The 17347-nt window shown below is 50.0% G+C and carries 17 protein-coding genes; 5 read left to right on the top strand and 12 right to left on the bottom strand.

Annotated elements, in window-relative coordinates:
* Positions 1-35: 35 nt before the first annotated feature.
* A complete protein-coding gene (sbcC, locus tag AWQ22_RS13270; protein ID WP_065711396.1) occupies positions 36-3059 on the bottom strand; it encodes an exonuclease subunit SbcC in 3024 nt (1007 codons plus the stop codon).
* Between the two features lie 195 nt (positions 3060-3254).
* Between sbcC and AWQ22_RS13260 the strand changes: the two genes are divergently transcribed.
* The gene (locus AWQ22_RS13260; protein WP_062436071.1) at positions 3255-4016 is read left to right on the top strand and encodes a pentapeptide repeat-containing protein; all 762 of its coding nucleotides are present in this window, start codon (positions 3255-3257) and stop codon (positions 4014-4016) included.
* Positions 4017-4203: 187 nt separating this feature from the next.
* On the opposite strand, the gene AWQ22_RS13255 is transcribed toward AWQ22_RS13260, so the two are convergent.
* The 5 genes from AWQ22_RS13255 to AWQ22_RS16415 all read right to left on the bottom strand — a co-directional run bounded on the left by AWQ22_RS13255 (position 4204) and on the right by AWQ22_RS16415 (position 7803).
* Complete coding sequence (locus AWQ22_RS13255; protein ID WP_012308220.1) at positions 4204-5124, bottom strand: NAD(+) kinase; 921 nt, start codon at positions 5122-5124, stop codon at positions 4204-4206.
* A 7-nt stretch (positions 5125-5131) separates the two neighbouring features.
* Positions 5132-5731: a hypothetical protein gene (locus tag AWQ22_RS13250; RefSeq protein WP_157094631.1), complete on the bottom strand. Its 600-nt coding sequence runs from the start codon at positions 5729-5731 to the stop codon at positions 5132-5134.
* 16 nt (positions 5732-5747) lie between these two features.
* Positions 5748-6890: a citrate synthase gene (locus AWQ22_RS13245; protein WP_065711393.1), complete on the bottom strand. Its 1143-nt coding sequence runs from the start codon at positions 6888-6890 to the stop codon at positions 5748-5750.
* Between the two features lie 82 nt (positions 6891-6972).
* Complete coding sequence (gene sixA, locus AWQ22_RS13240; RefSeq protein WP_012308217.1) at positions 6973-7470, bottom strand: phosphohistidine phosphatase SixA; 498 nt, start codon at positions 7468-7470, stop codon at positions 6973-6975.
* Positions 7471-7686: 216 nt separating this feature from the next.
* Positions 7687-7803, bottom strand: coding sequence for a photosystem I reaction center subunit VIII (locus AWQ22_RS16415; protein ID WP_012308216.1), 117 nt, complete (start codon positions 7801-7803; stop codon positions 7687-7689).
* 247 nt (positions 7804-8050) lie between these two features.
* Between AWQ22_RS16415 and AWQ22_RS13235 the strand changes: the two genes are divergently transcribed.
* Entirely contained in the window at positions 8051-8509 is a 459-nt protein-coding gene (locus AWQ22_RS13235) for a photosystem I reaction center subunit XI (RefSeq protein ID WP_030007435.1), read from the top strand.
* Between the two features lie 327 nt (positions 8510-8836).
* Positions 8837-9535: a photosystem II repair protein Psb32 gene (gene psb32, locus AWQ22_RS13230; protein WP_065711392.1), complete on the top strand. Its 699-nt coding sequence runs from the start codon at positions 8837-8839 to the stop codon at positions 9533-9535.
* A gap of 3 nt (positions 9536-9538) precedes the next feature.
* Here the strand turns inward: psb32 and AWQ22_RS13225 are convergent, their stop codons facing one another.
* The gene (locus AWQ22_RS13225) at positions 9539-10012 is read right to left on the bottom strand and encodes a TspO/MBR family protein (RefSeq protein WP_065711391.1); all 474 of its coding nucleotides are present in this window, start codon (positions 10010-10012) and stop codon (positions 9539-9541) included.
* An 81-nt stretch (positions 10013-10093) separates the two neighbouring features.
* Here AWQ22_RS13225 and AWQ22_RS13220 point away from each other — a divergent pair, with 81 nt between their 5' ends.
* Positions 10094-11416, top strand: coding sequence for a hypothetical protein (locus AWQ22_RS13220; protein ID WP_065711390.1), 1323 nt, complete (start codon positions 10094-10096; stop codon positions 11414-11416).
* 7 nt (positions 11417-11423) lie between these two features.
* On the opposite strand, the gene AWQ22_RS13215 is transcribed toward AWQ22_RS13220, so the two are convergent.
* The 5 genes from AWQ22_RS13215 to AWQ22_RS13190 all read right to left on the bottom strand — a co-directional run bounded on the left by AWQ22_RS13215 (position 11424) and on the right by AWQ22_RS13190 (position 16451).
* On the bottom strand, positions 11424-12545 hold the full coding sequence (locus tag AWQ22_RS13215; protein ID WP_065711389.1) for a CARDB domain-containing protein: 1122 nt from the start codon (positions 12543-12545) through the stop codon (positions 11424-11426).
* A 41-nt stretch (positions 12546-12586) separates the two neighbouring features.
* A complete protein-coding gene (locus AWQ22_RS13210) occupies positions 12587-13603 on the bottom strand; it encodes a hypothetical protein (protein ID WP_030007440.1) in 1017 nt (338 codons plus the stop codon).
* Positions 13604-14285: 682 nt separating this feature from the next.
* The gene (gene proA / locus AWQ22_RS13200; protein ID WP_065711387.1) at positions 14286-15572 is read right to left on the bottom strand and encodes a glutamate-5-semialdehyde dehydrogenase; all 1287 of its coding nucleotides are present in this window, start codon (positions 15570-15572) and stop codon (positions 14286-14288) included.
* A 126-nt stretch (positions 15573-15698) separates the two neighbouring features.
* Positions 15699-16034: a carbon dioxide-concentrating mechanism protein CcmK gene (locus tag AWQ22_RS13195; protein WP_012308208.1), complete on the bottom strand. Its 336-nt coding sequence runs from the start codon at positions 16032-16034 to the stop codon at positions 15699-15701.
* Between the two features lie 108 nt (positions 16035-16142).
* Complete coding sequence (locus tag AWQ22_RS13190) at positions 16143-16451, bottom strand: carbon dioxide-concentrating mechanism protein CcmK (protein ID WP_062436057.1); 309 nt, start codon at positions 16449-16451, stop codon at positions 16143-16145.
* Positions 16452-16535: 84 nt separating this feature from the next.
* Between AWQ22_RS13190 and AWQ22_RS13185 the strand changes: the two genes are divergently transcribed.
* The gene (locus AWQ22_RS13185; protein WP_157094630.1) at positions 16536-17288 is read left to right on the top strand and encodes a serine/threonine protein kinase; all 753 of its coding nucleotides are present in this window, start codon (positions 16536-16538) and stop codon (positions 17286-17288) included.
* Positions 17289-17347 lie beyond the last annotated feature (59 nt).

Below are 17347 nucleotides of genomic sequence, written 5' to 3'. Positions count from 1 at the left end.
TTCTATTCTAGGCACAGTTGTTGGCAATATGGGGGTTAGTTGTTGACCTGGAGTTGGGAGCCCTGCTGATCTTTGTAGACTTCGATGCGGCTTTGAAAGGCTTCCTTGAACTGGGGAATGTGGGTCACAGCGAGGATACAAGCAAAGTCAGCGGCGATCGCATTGATTGCCCCGATTAAGCGGTTACAGCCTTCGGTGTCCTGGGTGCCAAAGCCTTCATCGATGACCAGCATTTGCAAGGTGGTGCCTGAACGGTAGGCTAAGAGTTTTGCGAGGGCGAGGCGGATTGAAAAGTTGATCCGGAATGCTTCCCCCCCGGAATAGGTTTCGTAGGCGCGGGTGCCCCGGGCGTCGGCAATGACAATATCAAGGGTGTCGATCATCTGGGCGGCAGTTTTTTTGCTGCCTTTCTTAGCTTTTTGGGTGAGGAACTGCACATGGAATTGGTGCTCTGTGAGGCGACCGAGGATTTGGTTGGTTTCGGCCTCTAGTTGGGGCAGGGCATTTTCGATCATCAAGGCCTGAATCCCATTTTTACCGAAGGCTTGACCGAGTTCGTGGTGGATTCGGTATTGGCGCCGCAGTTCCTTGAGTTCTGTTTTGCTGTTTTTCTGGGCGGTGGCGATCGCCTGGAGATTTTCTAAAGATTGTTGCCTTTGGCCGCGTTGGGTAATTGCTGTTTCCAAGGCTTGGCGACAGGTTTGCAATTGACTCTCTAGGTGGTTAATCTCCCCTTGATCAGCGTGAAGATTGTCTAAATTTTCCTGCAATTGCATAATTTGTTCTTCGAGTTGCGCCAGCTCCGTTTGGGCAACCGTTTGACGTTGGTTTAAATCCTGTAGTTGCGCTTCGAGGCTGGTTTGTTGCCGTTGGGCTTGGCCCAGTTCGAGGTAACGCTGTTGCCAAATTTGCCCCTGCTGGAGTGCTTGGCGGAGTTGTTGGTGGGCATTGCGGTCGTAGTTGAGGCCGTTTAACTGTTCTTGGAGTTGTACGAGGCGGACTTGCCAGGGAGATGTTTGTCTATTTTGGTCGAGTTGATGGCGCTGGGTTTCAAGTTCTGCTTCTTGTTGGGGGATTTCCCGTTGGAGGGTGTCCAGGCGTTGGCGCGCTTGGTTTAATTCCACCTCTTTGAGTTCTGCCCAACGGTATTCTTTTTCAGTTTCCCTGGCGATCGCCAATTGGGATTCATCATATTTCAGGGTCTCTAACTGGTGCTGCACTTCCGCCAATTCTGCCCGCAGATCCTCGGCGTAGGCTTCCAGGCGGAGGGCGCGTTCTAGGTTAAGTAATTCTTGTTCTACCTGTTTCAATTCCTTTTCGAGGGCTTGGTTCGTTTCAATGGCCTGCTCCAGGCGGATCATCTGTTGGTCATAGCTTTCATAGCTACTCCGGACTTGGTCGAGGGCCGTCAGTTCTTGGTTGTAGTCGCGCAGCAGTTGATCGCAACGTTTAAGTTCATTTTGGAAGGTGAGAATTTCTGCTTCAGTGGCACTGTACTGGGCCTGGGTTTTGGCCATCACATTTTGGTGGTGGTCATGGTCGAGGTTTTGTTCGCAGAGGGGACAAGTCGCCCCCGGTTGTTGCAGCAGGGCAAGTTTTTGTTGGAGTTCCTGGAGTTGCGTTTGACAGTTGCGTTTAGCGTCCTGGAAACGGACTTGTTGGGTTGAAACATCAAGGTGTTGTTGCTGAATCTGATCTAGATGTTTTTTCTGGCGGTCTAGATCGGCCATGGTTTGATCGAGGCGTTGCAATTCCGCCCGCTGTTGGGGAATTTGGGCAATTTTTTCCGCGAGGTTTTGCTGTTGCTGTCGAGATGCGGCCAATTGTAACTTCAGTTTTTCGGCGGCCTGACTAATTTGGTTTTCTAGCTGTTGTCGTTGCTGGAGGAGGGGTTGGGCTTGGTGGTGGGCGGCTTCGAGGCGATTGAGCTGGTTGCGGGTGCGCTTTAGTTGGTCTAGGGCGGTGGTCAAGTCGGGGGCGATCGCCAAGGTTTCTTGGACTGCAGCTTGCTGCTGGGTGAGGGTCTGGATCTGTACTTCTAGCTGCTGAATCTGTCGTTGTCCCTCGTTTTCTTCGGCCTGGATAGTTTGCCGAATGGTTTGTTGTTCCTGCTGGAGGTCTTGGTATTGCTGGGATTTTTGGTTGAGCTGTTCTTCCTGCTGCTGGAGGGTTTGCCAACGTTGGTATTCGGCTTCGATGGTGTCGGTCTGGTGCAGGATCGCTGTATTTTGCGCTAAATCCTGTTGGAGTTGTTGGGCTTGGGTACTGAGGCGCGTCAGGTCTTGGTGGCGGCGCTGGTACTGTTGCTGGGACGTATCGACTTGGTTTTTCAGGAATTGCCGTTGTTGGGCGATCGCCTGAATTTTTTGGAGCTGCTCCTGGAGTTGGTTTTCCCGTTGCTTGCCTTCGCTAATGGTCTGTTCGATGGCGGCGAGTTCTGCTTCTAGCTGGGGTTTCGCCCGGAGTTGTTCGGTTTGGGGGGCGAGGCTTTCTTCGAGAAGATCGGCCTTGAGTTTAAAGGATCTCGCTTTGTCCTTGGCAAGTTGGGCGAGGCTTTCGTAACGGTCAAGCTTGAGGAGATCACTCAAAATCTTTTTGCGGTCTGCGGGCTTGGCCACCATAAATTCATCGGCGTGGCCCTGACGTAAATAGGCGGAATTGATAAACGTGTCGTAGTCTAGTTTGATCTCTTGGTCGATGAGATCTTGGGTTTCCCGAATCCCCTTACCCGTGATGCTGGTAAAGTCCCCCGTCGGCGATCGCACTTGGAATTGTAAAGTCGCCCCTCGCCCCCGCGATCGCATTCGAATGATTCGATAAACCTGTTGGTGACAAAGTAGCTCAAAATCAACCCGCACATCCATTTCGCCCATGTGGATCACGTCATCGGCACTGCTGGTGCGACTTTTGCCCCAGATCACCCAAGTCACCGCTTCTAATAGGGATGATTTCCCAGCTCCATTTGGCCCACAAATACAGGCCGTGTGAAAGCCCGTGAAATCTAGAACAGCATCACGGTAACTGAGGAAATTTTTCAGGGTAAGTTTTAGGGGCGTCATGGGTAGACTGTCGGTGACAAACGCTAATCCCCATCATATCCCCGTTGTTTCGTCCCCCAACCCCAAAGAATTTTATGGATCTGTCATCTCGCGAGAACCTGACTGCTACCATGGACGCAGAAAAATCGGTGGTAGCCGGAAACGTTTTGCCCTGATTGATGGTCTACAGTTCCAGTCCTCCCTCCCCAATTCCCGATGAAAAAGCTACTCTTTACCGCCTGTTGTGTTTTGCCTTTGGCGATCGCCCCCCAGGTACGAGCCGAAAACCTGACCCACCTCAGCCAACTGCTATCGAGTCGTCAATGTCAGAACTGCCAACTGACCCGGAGCGGCCTTGCCAATGCCCGCTTAGATGGGGCTGACCTGCGGGGGGCGGATTTACGTCAAGCGAACCTGAGTCGGGCGGATCTGAGCCTTGCGGATCTGCGGGGGGCCAATTTAACGGGAGCTTCCCTGGTAGGGGCCAATTTAGCCGGAGCTGATCTAGAAGGGGCCAATTTAGACGGCGCGGATCTCCGGGAAGCCTATTTAGCCGGGGCGAATTTTACCAATACTTCCCTGCGGACGTTCTACATTGCGCGAGCGGTGGGTTTGTTGGATGCTCCTGTTTCGGCGGAGCAACTTTATCAATGGGGCTTTGTGGAAGGGGAAAATAAAAATTACCGCATGGCGATCGCCTACTATGATGCCGCCGCCAACCAAGAACCCGACAATGGGGCTATTTATCTATCCCGGGCGATCGCCCGCTACCAACTGCGCGATTTTGCCCAGGCCCAACAGGATGCCACCTTTGCCCAAACCCTGTTCACCAGCCAAGGATCAACTGTTGGTGTAGATGCCAGCCAGAGATTACTCGATGAAATTGACCTCGCCCTCAACCCGAAACAAGATTCTGGAAATACTGCTGGCAATATCCTCAGCGCTATTAGCTCCGTGCTGTTGCGTTTCTTCTTTTAAACCTTCTAGGCTGTTCCCAAACTTTTTCGCCATCTCTTTTGCCTGGGCGAGGCTATTTATAAGCTATTTATAAAGTAAATGAATTTCTTAATTTGTCCCGTTCGACTGAGCTCACGCCGAAGTCTCATGTAGAAGCCTAAATCTCCCCAAATTCGGGGCTTAGGGGCTTCATAAATGGACTCTAAGCTCAATTGCGGTGATTATTCTGGTAGCGGATCCGCGATCCGGCCCACTGGAGCTTGTCGCGAATGGTTTGGTAAAACGAATAGGTTTCCCGCAGGATAATGAATTTGCAGTAGCAATGGGCCTTTTGGACGTTGACCCACTGGCCCGGCCAAACGGAAGTCGCCAAGGCCCCATCCATCCAGAGCTTGTTATTCAGATCGTAGTCCCCCAAGGGCCAGATATCCACATTGGAGCGGGCGGGCAAGACAATCGGGCGACTCGACAGACTCAAAGGACAGATGGGCGTCACTACGATCGCCTCTAGGCCAGGGTGCATAATCGGCCCATTCGCAGAAGCGGTGTAACAGGTTGACCCAGTGGAAGTCGCCACCAACAACCCGTCCCCGTGGTACTGATCCACAATGGTGCAATCGACTTCCATTTCAAAGACGGCTGTGGGCATCCGGTCAACGGCAGCGGGTTTGACACACATTTCATTGAGGGCATAGAAGGTTTCGCTGACAATTTCTGGATCTTGGCGATCGCCTTCACAGATTTTGGCCTCTAACATCATCCGAGTTTCCACCGCGTAGGTGTCGTTGCGGAGTCGCTCCCAAAGGGCCTGACTATTTTCAAGCTGCTCAAAAGGTTCAGTCAAAAAGCCCAGGTGGCCGCCGACATTCACCGCCAAAATCGGAATATTTTCCTTAGAGAGGTGGCGGGCTGCTGCTAAAACGGTGCCATCTCCCCCCAGGACGATGGCGAGATCAATGGGTTCACTGACTGAGGCCAAAAACACAGGGTAAGGATTATCCTTAAAGCCGCTGGGGCCGAGCAAAATCCGACTCCCCTGGGCTTCTAATTCGTGGGCACAGCGTTCGGCCCATTTTTTAGCGAAGGGGTCACCCGCTTTATAGGCAATGATTACTTGATCAAGGTTCACGGCATTTCTAAGATGACTCGGGGCGCACCTGAAAACTTTGTTGGCTTTGCTCGACCCCAGCCGTAAAGGCAGCGGTGGGTCTATCACTACTATAGGTAATTACCCAAAAGGTGGTCGTTTCTGGATAGACATAATTCACCTGGGTGAGGTCGCCTCGGTTCAATTCTAAGCGCCCTTGATCCGTCGTTTGGGTAAGGCTCACCGTAATGCCAGCGGCCTGGAGTGTCGCCACCTGTTGTTGGAGGTAATCCTCTAAGGTCAGGGTTTCCGGGCGTTCTTCTTGGACGATGGTGATGCTGTTCAGGCGATCGCCCTCTGCTTGGAAAGCAAGCAATTCTAGGGTTTCGGCATTTTGATTAAGCCACTCAAGGCGATCGCCTTTATCCCAGGCCTCTAAGGTGGCTGCCAGAGCGGGGAGATCTAAGCCTGGATTGCCGCCCACATAGCCCGGTGGAACGTCCAACTGCACCTGTTCTGTAGTGAGGGTTTGCCACTGGTTGCTGGGGGTCAGGATTTCGGTTTCCAGGCCAGGGGGATTTGCCCCGCAGCCCCACAGAAAGAGCAGCAATACCCCCAGTCCTAAGCTGCGCCATCGGCATAATTTCATCGTGAACACTGTTCCTTTAGCCGCGTTTTTCTACTGGAATATAGGTCTGATTATGCACACCGGTATAGACCTGGGTCGGTCGAAAAATCCGGTTGACACCCAGTTGTTCTTTCCAGTGGGCGAGCCAACCCGCAACCCTGGCGATCGCAAACAGGGGCGTAAATAGATCGCTCGGAATCCCTAACTTGCGGTAAACCAAGCCCGAATAGAAATCAACGTTGGCGAAAATTCCCTTGTGGCCGTATTTTTCCTCAACGATTTTTTCTAATTCCAGAGCAATCTTGTAGTACGGGTCTTCCCCTTCGAGTTCAAACAGTTCCTCCGCTAACCTCTGGAGGATCACCGCCCGGGGATCTTTAACCTTATAAACCCGGTGGCCGAAGCCCATGATCTTTTGTTTATTCGCGACACAGGTCTCGACATACCCACGAACATTTTCGACGGAGCCAATTTCTTCGAGCATCAAAAGCACTTCTTCGTTCGCCCCTCCATGCAACGGCCCGGCCAAGGTGCCAACGGCAGACGCAATCACCGCGTAGGGATCCGTCAAGGTAGAAGCCGTCACCATCGCCGAAAAAGTGGAAGCATTGATCGTGTGTTCGGCGTGGAGCATCAAGCAAATATCAAAAATCTTCGCCTGGAGATCGTAGGGGCGACGCTCGGTCATCATGTAGAGAAAATTCGCCGCATAGTCAAGGCTATCGTTGGGCTGAACCGGATCATTTCCCTTGCGCATCGAATTGGCCGCCGCAACCATGGTGGGAATTTTAGCTAACAGACGAACAACGGCGTGGCGAATGTACTCTGGATCATCCAAGGCACGCCGGGAATAAAATAGCCCCAGGGCCGCCGCCGATGTTTGCAAAGAATCCATCGGGTGACCGGTTTCCGGAAAACATTTCATCATGTCCCGGATGCGGTATTTGATCCGACGGTGATAGAGAATATCGTTTTTAAAATCTTCAAGTTCCTGGTAGGTCGGCAGTTCACCCCAGATCAGGAGGTAGGCAACTTCGAGGAAAGAACTTTTTTCGGCCAATTCTTGAATCGGGATCCCCCGGTATTCGAGGATGCCATTTTTTCCATCGACGAAGCTAATGCTGGATTGGGCTGCAGGAATTCCTTCTAAGCCGGGTTTAAATTCGCAACCAGTCGTCATACTGTGTACCTTGATTAGATCCTAAAAATAATATTGAGGCTAATTTCTTGATGCCCGTGGCTAACTTAGCCTATCACGGGGATTATGGCAGTAGCCATTTTGGCGAGGTCAACAAAAATAGCTCATTATCGGTGTGGGCTTGGATCCGGGCGGCACCGGAACGAAGGCCAATGATGCCTGCTTTTTTGAGGTTGAGGTGGTGGCCTGTCTGACCAAAGGCGATCGCCTCAGCCCATTCGCCCAAGTCTGGTTGATGGCCCACAAGGACTAATTTTGCATCCGGAGCAGCTTCCCAACGTTCTAGCCAGGCTAAAAATGCTCCCAGGGAACCCCGTGGTGCTAGGCCTTGAAAAACTTGGGGGTGGGGGCCTAGCTCTGCGGCGGCCAAAATTTCTGCGGTTTGTCTGGCCCGTAATAAAGGACTGGTTAAAATCCCCTCAAAGTGGAGACCAAGCTGCTGTAATCGTTGGGCCACAAGTTTTGTTCGGGTTTCGCCTTTGGTCGTCAAAGGGCGATCGCCATCCTCTGCATAATCAGCCCGGTCAGCGGCGATGCCATGGCGAAAAAAATATAATTCCATTACTTTTCCTCCTGGGAGATGATGGTGCTGGAACACGCAGCAGCCATTTTCTATTCTTAACGACAATGGCCAGCAATGGGCCAAGCTTGCCTTGATCCCAGGGTGCCACACCCCAAAAACAATTCCCCACACAACCTCTGGTTACGGTGCATGGGGAAACGAGAACAATCCTAGATGTGAGGTAAATTCCTGAGGCGATCGCCCAGAATTTTTTACTTAAGCGTCAGATTCGATGTAGTTAAACAGAAGTCCCATCGCTAAAGCCGGGAAAACAACACCCGCCAAGGGGACAAGGATTACAGGCAGAAAAGAAGCTGCGTAGGCGCCGTTCATATTAAATCTTTCCTAAATGCTATTAACAAACTGGTTTTCACAATACCTTGGATATTACTGCCAGAGGTCTTGGGAGGGAACAGACATTACGATTCTTAACATAAATGGCCGAAATTCCCAGGACTTGCCCTAAATGTTGCCAAATACTAAGAAAGCCAGTAAATCTAGCAATATCTCTTATAATCCGTAACAAGTGTTTATCTGAACTTAAATTGTAAGTTTGTTTTGAGAGGAGCTTAAACATTAAATGGACATTATTCAACATGGTGGAGATCCTCAAGTAGGAAACCTCGCGACTCCGATTAATGCTTCTGCATTTAGTAAAGCTTTCATTAATAATCTACCGGGTTATCGTCAAGGACTTTCGGCACAGCGCCGTGGTCTAGAAATTGGCATGGCCCATGGTTATTTCCTCTATGGCCCCTTTGCTCTCCTCGGCCCGCTGCGGAATGCAGACTTTGCTGGAGTTGCTGGCCTATTAGGAACCGTTGGCTTGATTTCCCTGTTGACCCTTGCCCTTTCCCTCTACGGAAGTGTCGGCGTCAGCACACCCACCGCAACTCTAACCACGCCCAATCCTCCTGAAAATCTAGGAACCAAGGAAGGCTGGAGCGAGTTTGCGGCTGGCTTCTTGATTGGCGGCTGTGGTGGTGCCCTGGTTGCCTATGGTCTCTGTATTGCCTTACCGATGATGTATACCATCTAGGGATTGGTTGATAAGTTTTTATACAAGGTGTTCTGTAGGATAATCTAATGTTCTATTTGGTTATTCGACGGCCGCCACAATATATGACTTTAAAAATTACAAATTAGTAGATCTGGTCAATTGAGTTTGTTGTTTGTAAAGCCCGGTGAAAATTCACTGGGTTTTTTTGTGTCTGACAGAATTCAATGCCTAAAATTTAAGGGGCTTAAGGAAAAGCGCGACTGGGCTAATCGGCGCGGCTCAAAGGTCAGTTAGTTTCGGTGGCGATCGCCCTTGGTTTATTCTAGAACCTAAAAGATACGCACAATTTTTGGACTAGTTTTTAAGATGATATCTCAACCCAAAAGCTTGCAATGGTGGCAAAAACTGGGGGTGTGGCTCGCAACGGTATTGTTTACCTTTGGGAGTTTTGTTTCGGCAGCCCAGGCCACTGGTGTTTATGATGTGCCCTACGCCACGGGGGATCAACCGATCTGGATTGTGGATCAAGCAGAAGCAATTAGTCGTGCCAACGAAGGGCGTTTAAATCGAGAGCTCAGCGAGTTAGCTGAAACAACGGGCAAGGGTCTGCATTTTGTCGCGATTCGTCGCCTTGATTATGGTCAAACCATGGAAGAATTTACCGACAAGGTCTTTGCTAAGTGGTTTCCGACACCGGAGGCAGGGGCCGATGAAATCGTGGTGGCGATGGATGTGCTGACGAATAATGTGGCGATCGCCCTGGGAAATAATATCCAGGAGTTGATTCCACCGGAGACAGCCGAGAGTATTACCGGAGAAACGATCGGTTATCCCCTGCGCAGCAGTTCCTATAACCAAGCCTTCCTGGATGCTGAGGCCCGCATTGGCACCATTTTGAACGGGGAAGCAGATCCTGGCCCCCCAGACATCGCCGAAATTAACATCGAAAGCACTTTCACCAAGGCCGAAGACACAAAAACAACCAGTTCAACCATTTGGGTTGTGGTGTTGCTTCTCTTGGCGACAATCATTCCCATGGCTACTTACTGGTGGTACGTACGCTAGGGATTAACTTTTGCCAGGATTAAGCCAAATCATTTCCCAGGTGATGTAGGTGCCGACTGGACTCCACAGCAAAAAAGGCAACAGAAGCCAAAAACTCGTTTTCGAGACGGGAAAAACGGCGATCGCCAACAATAAACCCACTACGAAACCCGCAGCCCCAATAATGGTTCCCACCGTTAGGCTGCGGGTTTTGCACATCACAGGGGTATAGGCCAAGATCACCAACTCCAACAGACCATAGCCCGCCATCAACAGCCAGGTGCGAAACTCCTGGGGATCTGCATGCCAAACATAGTTAGCGGAAATAATCCCACAGATAAAAATACTCGTCCACACCACTGGGATAATGCCTTCAAAGGTGAGCCAGGCCGGACGGCGCAATTGGAAAAACCAGCGTTGATCGGCGCGAATCGCTCGGTTGAGTAACACCCCAAGGGCGATCGCCACCAAGGTGATCAATAATCCCGTTCCCAGCATTTCTCTGTCCCCCAGAATTTCAACCCAATTCTATACTGGTAACAGAAGCCCCCCAGATTATTTCTAACGATCCAAAGAGCCATGACCTTCTCGCCCCAACTAATGCGCGCCGTCGAAACCCTCCAATATCGAGCGACTGTCGGGGAAGTGGCGACCCAGGCTGGCCTAGAACTCAATGTGGCCCAAAACGGTCTTTATAATCTCGCAGCCGATGCCGGTGGGCACCTCCAGGTGGCAGAAACGGGGGATGTTGTCTTTGAGTTTCCCAAAAACTTTCGGACAATCCTCCGCAATAAATATTTCAAAATTCGGCTCCAGGAATGGCTCGATAAAACCTGGCGAGTTGTCTTTTTCCTGATTCGGATCTCCTTTGGCATCGCCCTGATCCTCTCGATTCTTTTGATGACGATCGCCATTCTGGCTCTAGTGACAGCCGCTAGTAGTCAGGACAATAACAATTCTTCCCGCCGTCGTAGTTCTTCTTTTAATCTGCCCTGGCTCGTTTGGTGGGGGCCTAATCCATTTCGTGTCTTTAGTCCCAACTACTACGGCCCCCGACGCTATGGTTCTGCAACATCTTCAAAAAGCACAACGAGCAACACCGAGAAGGGGGGAATGAATTTCCTCGAAGCCGTTTTTTCGTTTCTATTCGGCGATGGTGATCCCAATCCAAACCTGGAGGAACGTCGCTGGCAAACCATCGGTCAAGTCATCCAAAACAACGATGGAGCCGTGATCGCCGAACAACTTTCCCCCTATTTCGATAAGCTATCATCCACGGAACAGACGGAAGAAAGTTATATGTTACCGGTCTTGGCCCGGTTCAATGGCTACCCGGAAGTGTCCCCCACGGGAGACTTAGTTTATTATTTCCCAGAACTCCAGGTCAAAGCCCAGGAACGCCGTCAGAAATCTGTCCCCAACTATTTAGAAGAACAGCGCTGGACATTTACCCTTGCTCCTACAGGTCAGAAATTTTTGGCGATCGCCCTTGGGGGTGTCAACTTAGTCTTGGCCCTGATGCTAGGCGTTTTATTGCAAGATTCAGCCCTGGTGGCCGAACTTGGCGGCTTGGTGGGTCTTGCCCAGGCCCTTTATCCCCTCTTGTTCGCCTATGCGATCGCCTTTTTGGCGGTTCCCCTCGGCCGCTACTTTTGGCTCCAGCGCCGCAACCAAGCCATCGAAAATCGCAACGCCCAGCGGCAAGAACGGGCGGCCCTACTCAACACTGGCGAACCTGAACTGCAACAAAAACTAGCCTATGCCCAGCGATTTGCAACCCAGAAAATTCTCACCGGCGAAACCATCACCTATGGCACTGATCAAGATCTTCTCGATCAACAACTGCAAGGGCGTGATGACCTCGCCAAAGATTGGGAACGACGCCTAGAAGAAGGTCAATAACGCTTGTTTAGTCTACGCGAATTGGAATGTAAGCCCGATTATTAGAACCACTGACCTCAGAGATGGTGTTGTTCTCATCCACGATGATCCCAAGCCAGTAATTTTGACCAGGATTCAGATTACTCGGAATCGTGACTGGAATTGTCGTCGTATAAACGTCCGCCGGATGGATTGACCCAAACGACCCACCGCCAATGCGGGTATCACCATAACTAATATAGTCATTGGTTGAAATGTAGATCCCATAGGAAACATTATTATGGGTCTGCTTACCATTATTCTCAATCGTAAATTCAGGACGAACTGTACTGCCACGATTGACGCGATAGCCCGGCTCCCCCGCAATCGTAATCCCACTTAAAGTGGCTGTATTAGAAGCATTACGAATCCTTACCCGCCCATGACTTGAATACTCACCACTTGCACCCGTTCTGCGCCAGTGGGATGCAGAAACATCATTAAACGTAGAATTTTGACTGCCGTAAAGAACACGGGAACCATGGGAAGCATCTTCTCCAAAATAAGTACGTGCTGTGGCACCATTAGTATGGTGATGCCGCCAAGAATCTCCCATCACGTTGTATTCCCAATTAACGTGCATCAAGCCGAGGTAATGCCCCGCTTCATGGTTAATTACTGCATCAATCGGCAAACGAGACCCCGTGTAGACCGTATTAGAGCTCTTATTCTGGGAAGTCGTCCAAGAACGGCCCGATGAATCAAGGACAATATCCACTTCATCTAAACCATAGTGCCAACCAAATAACCAGTAGCAGTGGTACCGCATCCGGGCGACCCCAGGTGGAGAAATACTACTCGCGTAAATCTCATTTTGTCCATTGCCACTACCAACTCCTCCTGTTTCCGTTGTTGTGTTGATCACAAAGGGAGAGGGGTTGGTATTGGTCGCGTTAATGCCCCGCTCCACCGATTGCAGTAAACTACCGGGCGGAAAACTAATGGTATTGATACGGGCTGTTGTCGAATTGCCACTCCACCGTAATTTCTTACCGCTATCACCATTACACTCTAGCCAGGAAGCTGCCTGGGTGGGTTTTGGCAGGATAAAACAAGCAGAGATAATGGCTGAGGCCGCAAGTAGATAGGGATTAAACAAGTTGAACTTCATAGCAAAAGCCCCTGTAATAATTGGTTGTGATTCTGGCTGAATTAGGGGTTTATCCGTCTTAAGTCGGGTCTTAGCTCAGGTGAAATGGGTTGCGGTGAAAGGTCTCTCAAATTAGGCGAAAGATCACGAATTTGTCCTTCTCCTTCCCGGGCCTGAACATCATTCTTTTCTTCTTCGGTAATCTGATCCGGAACTGTGACAGCTCTGACTTCTTCTAACCTTGGATCCGCCACATTGAATGGTTTGTTCGGATCAGCCGATGGGATTGAAGACTGGGGGGGTTGTACCCGGTTGTTCCACTGGCGTACAGCTTCAAAAAACGCAGACAAACTGAGGGGCGGCCCAAAGGTTTCTATGGGAGCTGCTTCAGGAGAATCGAAATTATCACCAGCTGCCACTGCCGCCTGAAAACCATAACCCACCCGATAAGCCGCAGGTGCTTCTGTTTCGTAGCGTCGTTGTAGCTCGGCAATGCTTTGACCCGTTCTCTGGCTTTCTTGCTGAATAATTCTTTGGGTTTCTGGTTGTTTTAATAACAGCTCAAAAGAAGGCCTTGGTAATTCGATCACATTGAGATCAAAGCGGGGTTTTCCCCCAATCCTTAGTCTTTCTGTCGCTTCAACCACGGGAATTCCCCAACCATTAAACACACGATTGTCTACAACCCTAAAGCGACCGTCAACGCAATTTACCAAGGGACATTCCGTTACGGCGTCTCCGGTTAGAAATAAAATATCTGCCTGGTTGCGAGCAAATATCGGTGCAGTAGTCTCCATGTAGATGCCACCACTGCCATCGGCGCCACCGGGCACTCGCAAGGTAATCGTTTCCCCTGGCGTTCTGCCCCGTAAGGTTTCACGAATTTTGTAAGTTACAAAAGTATGGGGTAATCCTTGGGGTTGTTCCCGTGTGGGTTGAGAGTTGCGATATTGAATGTCAATAACTTCGCCGAAAATGATTAGATCTGACTCGCCGACGAGAAATTCAAGCCCAGATGTTTTGGTAGAGGCCGGGTCATTTTGCAAATTAGTCGGACTGTGGGCAAGACTAGACTGCATAGGAGAAATACAGCACAATCCTAAGGTTATTAGTTTGAGAAAAGTCAGCCTTAAATAATTTTTCATGTATTTAAACAGACCTCCAATAAATTTAATAGCGTAGAATCAGATTTTGAAATCAATTAAAAAGTCATTGCTTACTTGGATTTGATACATTAAAATTTTCTTTTGCAATTCGTTTTTTTTTTTTGAAAATTAAGCAATAAAAAATGTGTTTATTTACTTCAAATTTGACAAATTCAAACAATGAATTTTGTCTTTAAAATCTACTTAAAATTCTCGACAAAGACCCTCTATAAAAGCTTTAAACAAACGATTCTTTATTTTCGACGAAAGTATTTTACATATTTAATATGGATTTTAAAGCATGAATTTCAAGGATTCAAAGATACGATCAGTGCCGCAACAAAAAACAAAACAAATTCAAATAAATTTAGAGTAAAAACAATTGCAATCAGTTTTGATGAAGTTGTTTTTACAAAACGAGCTATGATCTCTATCTAAAGAAATATTTTATATTCTTAAATCACTATTAAATTGACAATGACCACTGATGCTTCACAAAAAATCAAGAAGCTGCTTATAAAGTCAATCAATCCCACTGATCACAAAAAAAATGCCCCAAAGCTAGGGGCAAATTGGAATTCCACTTATCCGGCGATCGCCATAATCGCCATAATCGCTAGAGATCTCGGTGGGTAAAAGACTTGGCATCGGGGCCACTATAGGTCGCGGCGATTTGACCATTGCCGACGAGATGATATTTGTAGGTCACAAGTCCTTCTAAACCCACGGGGCCACGGGGCGGCAGGGTTTGGGTGCTGATGCCTACTTCTGCACCGAAGCCGTAGCGGAAACCATCGGCAAATCGGGTCGAGCAATTATGGTAAACGCCCGCTGCTTTCACTTCATTGAGGAAAATCTGGGCCGTGGCCGCATCTTCTGTGATGATCCCGTCGGTATGCTTGGAGCCATAGGTATTGATGTGGGCGATCGCCGCTTCGACACCGGGCACAACTTTAATCGCTAGCACTAAATCACTATATTCTGTACGCCAATCTTCTGCCGTCGCAGGTTGGACAGGAATGATCTTTTGGGTTGCCGCATCGCCGCGCAAAGTGACCTGTTTCACCGTTAAAGCCGCAGCAATCTGGGGTAAAAATTCTGGGGCAATTTTTTCGTGAATTAACAGCGTTTCCACCGCATTACAAGCCGCCGGATACTGGGTTTTCGCATCGACGACAATCGGAATAGTTTTGCTTAAATCTGCCGCTACATCAACATATAGGTGACAAATGCCGTCGGCATGGCCCAGCACGGGGATATTCGTATTTTGCTGCACATACTGCACAAAGGCATTGGAACCGCGCGGGATGATCAAATCCACATATTCATCGAGGGACAGGAGGGTTTTAATTTCTTCGCGGGTGGTCAGGAGGGTGACAGCCTGGGGGGAAACAGCCGTGTCCTGGAGGGCGGTTTGGATAATTTCTGTCAACACAGTGCAGGATTGGATCGCTTCTTTGCCCCCTTTGAGAATCACACCATTACCCGATTTAATTGCGAGGCTGGTGATCTGAATTAGGGCTTCCGGGCGAGCTTCAAAAATAATCCCTAAAACCCCCAGGGGACAAGTGACCCGCTTCAGCACTAAATCTTGATCTAATTCTCGGTGTAGCTGGAGATGGCCGACGGGATCGGGGAGATTAATCACATCCTGGATACCGGCGATCGCCGCTTGTAATTTGCTCTCTCCCAACTTCAGACGGGCATAGAGGGCTGGCGCAATCCCATCCCGCTGGGCCGCTTCACAATCCGCTTGGTTTGCCGCGACGATCTTCGCCTGATTAGCAGCGAGGGCCTGGGCCACTTTTGCCAAAGCATCATTGCGCTGGGCCAGGCTTAAGGTGCCTAGTTTTTGAGCCGCCGCCCGCGTTTGTTGCGCCAAGTCAATTAGCTGAGTTGCCATGATTCCCTCCAAATTTATCCAGTCCTATGGTTCTATTTAACATCACCCGTAGCCCGACCCAACAACGAAAAAAGCCCATCGAAATAGGCTTTTCTGTGATGAATCTGCGGTTTTGAGAAGGTTAATTTAAACGCGGGTTCCTTCTACGGCGGCCCGGTAGGGTTCTACATCTTCGCTGTAGTCGATGGGCAGTACCGCACAGACGTTGGGATGGGGACGGGGAATAATCACCCAGGATTCTAAAACGCCACCATGGGCTTTCTCGACGGCTTCAATACCCGCAGCCATTGCCGTTTTGACTTCCGAAACGTCGCCACGAATGTTGATATTGAAGCGGGCACTACCAACCCGAATGTAACCCACCAGGGTTACACGACCGGCTTTAACCATCGCATCGGCAGCGGCAAGTACTCCGGGAAAGCCTTTTGTTTCAAGTGATCCAACCGCAGCTTGAGCGGGCATAGGGGGTCTCCTTTATCTTTGTGATTAGTAAAACTTATTCATATTTGGTTCTTCACCCAAGCACATATTATTCTCTAAACTGGGCAAAACACCAAGATCTTCGCTGCACTAGGAGCGAAATTCGAGGGAGGCCTGGGTATATTCCAGGGGTAAAATCCCGACAACATTATCGGGGGGATTGGGCACAGTGTAATGGCTCATCACTTGACCACCGACAGTTTCCTCGGCGGCCCTTAGACCGGCTTCCATGGCAGGGCGCACTTCTGAGGTGCGACCCCGAATGACAACGATAAAATTACCTCTTTCGGCTTTGTCAAAAAACACAATGGTGACACGGCCCGCTTTGACCATGGCATCAGCGGCGGCAAGGACGGCGGGAAAACCTAGGGTTTCGATGACTCCCACGGCTTCTTGCATAATCTCGACTCCTGGGGGCAAGGGATAGGGCTATATTCTCCCACATTGGTTCCCTTCTGCTATAGGAAATTTTTTGGAATGGTCTTGACTGGTTCTTTGCTGCCACTGCCCCCGGAGATTTTGGGTTATCCCCAGGCGACAACACCGGAGATCGAGCGGCGGCGATCGCATTTGAAACAGTGGGGCATTGAGGCGATGGTTGCGGTAGGGACGAAAAACCTCGGTACTCTACCGATTCTGGGGTTGGGTTACGTGGGGGTTGTGGTCATGGTGCTTTGGCGGGGGCAGCCCCGTGCGCTGAAAATTCGCCGTTTGGATAGTAACCACGACAGCTTGTGGCCGGAAATTGACTGTTTAGTCAAGGCCAATCAGATCGGCATTGGCCCCCGTTTGCTCAAGGGTGCAGCGGATTTCCTCTTAATGGAATTTGTGGCGGGGCGATCGCTCCTGGCTTGGTTGCAGACCCACCAAGGTCAAGCACATCAAACCTTGAGATGGACGGTGATGGAAAATATCCTCTCCCAAGCCTTTGCCCTCGATCAGGTGGGGTTAGATCGCGGGGACATGGGGCGTTTGACCCAGGATGTGATTGTTAACGCTCAATGCCAGCCCGTGCTTTTAGATTTTAGTGGTGCTAGCCTGAACCGCCGCCCCCAAAACCTAACCAGTGCGCTCCAGGGACTGCTGTGGGGGAGTGCGTTGGCGGAGTATTTTGCCCCGGATTTTCCGGCGAATCAGCGACAAAGATTAATGCCGCACCTGAGACTTTACAAACAAAAACCCCATTTTGAACAGTTTCAAGCGATTATGGCGGCCCTAGGTTGCAAACAACGGTAATAATCAGCCCTGGGACGAAAAATTTTTGGCATACTCAGGGGACAGCCTGTTGCAGTTGG

Origin of the sequence: Picosynechococcus sp. PCC 7117, from assembly GCF_001693275.1 — a bacterium.
Taxonomy (GTDB): domain Bacteria; phylum Cyanobacteriota; class Cyanobacteriia; order Cyanobacteriales; family MRBY01; genus MRBY01.
Note: the sequence above shows the minus strand (reverse complement) of the source record. Positions and strands in the feature narration are given on the sequence as shown.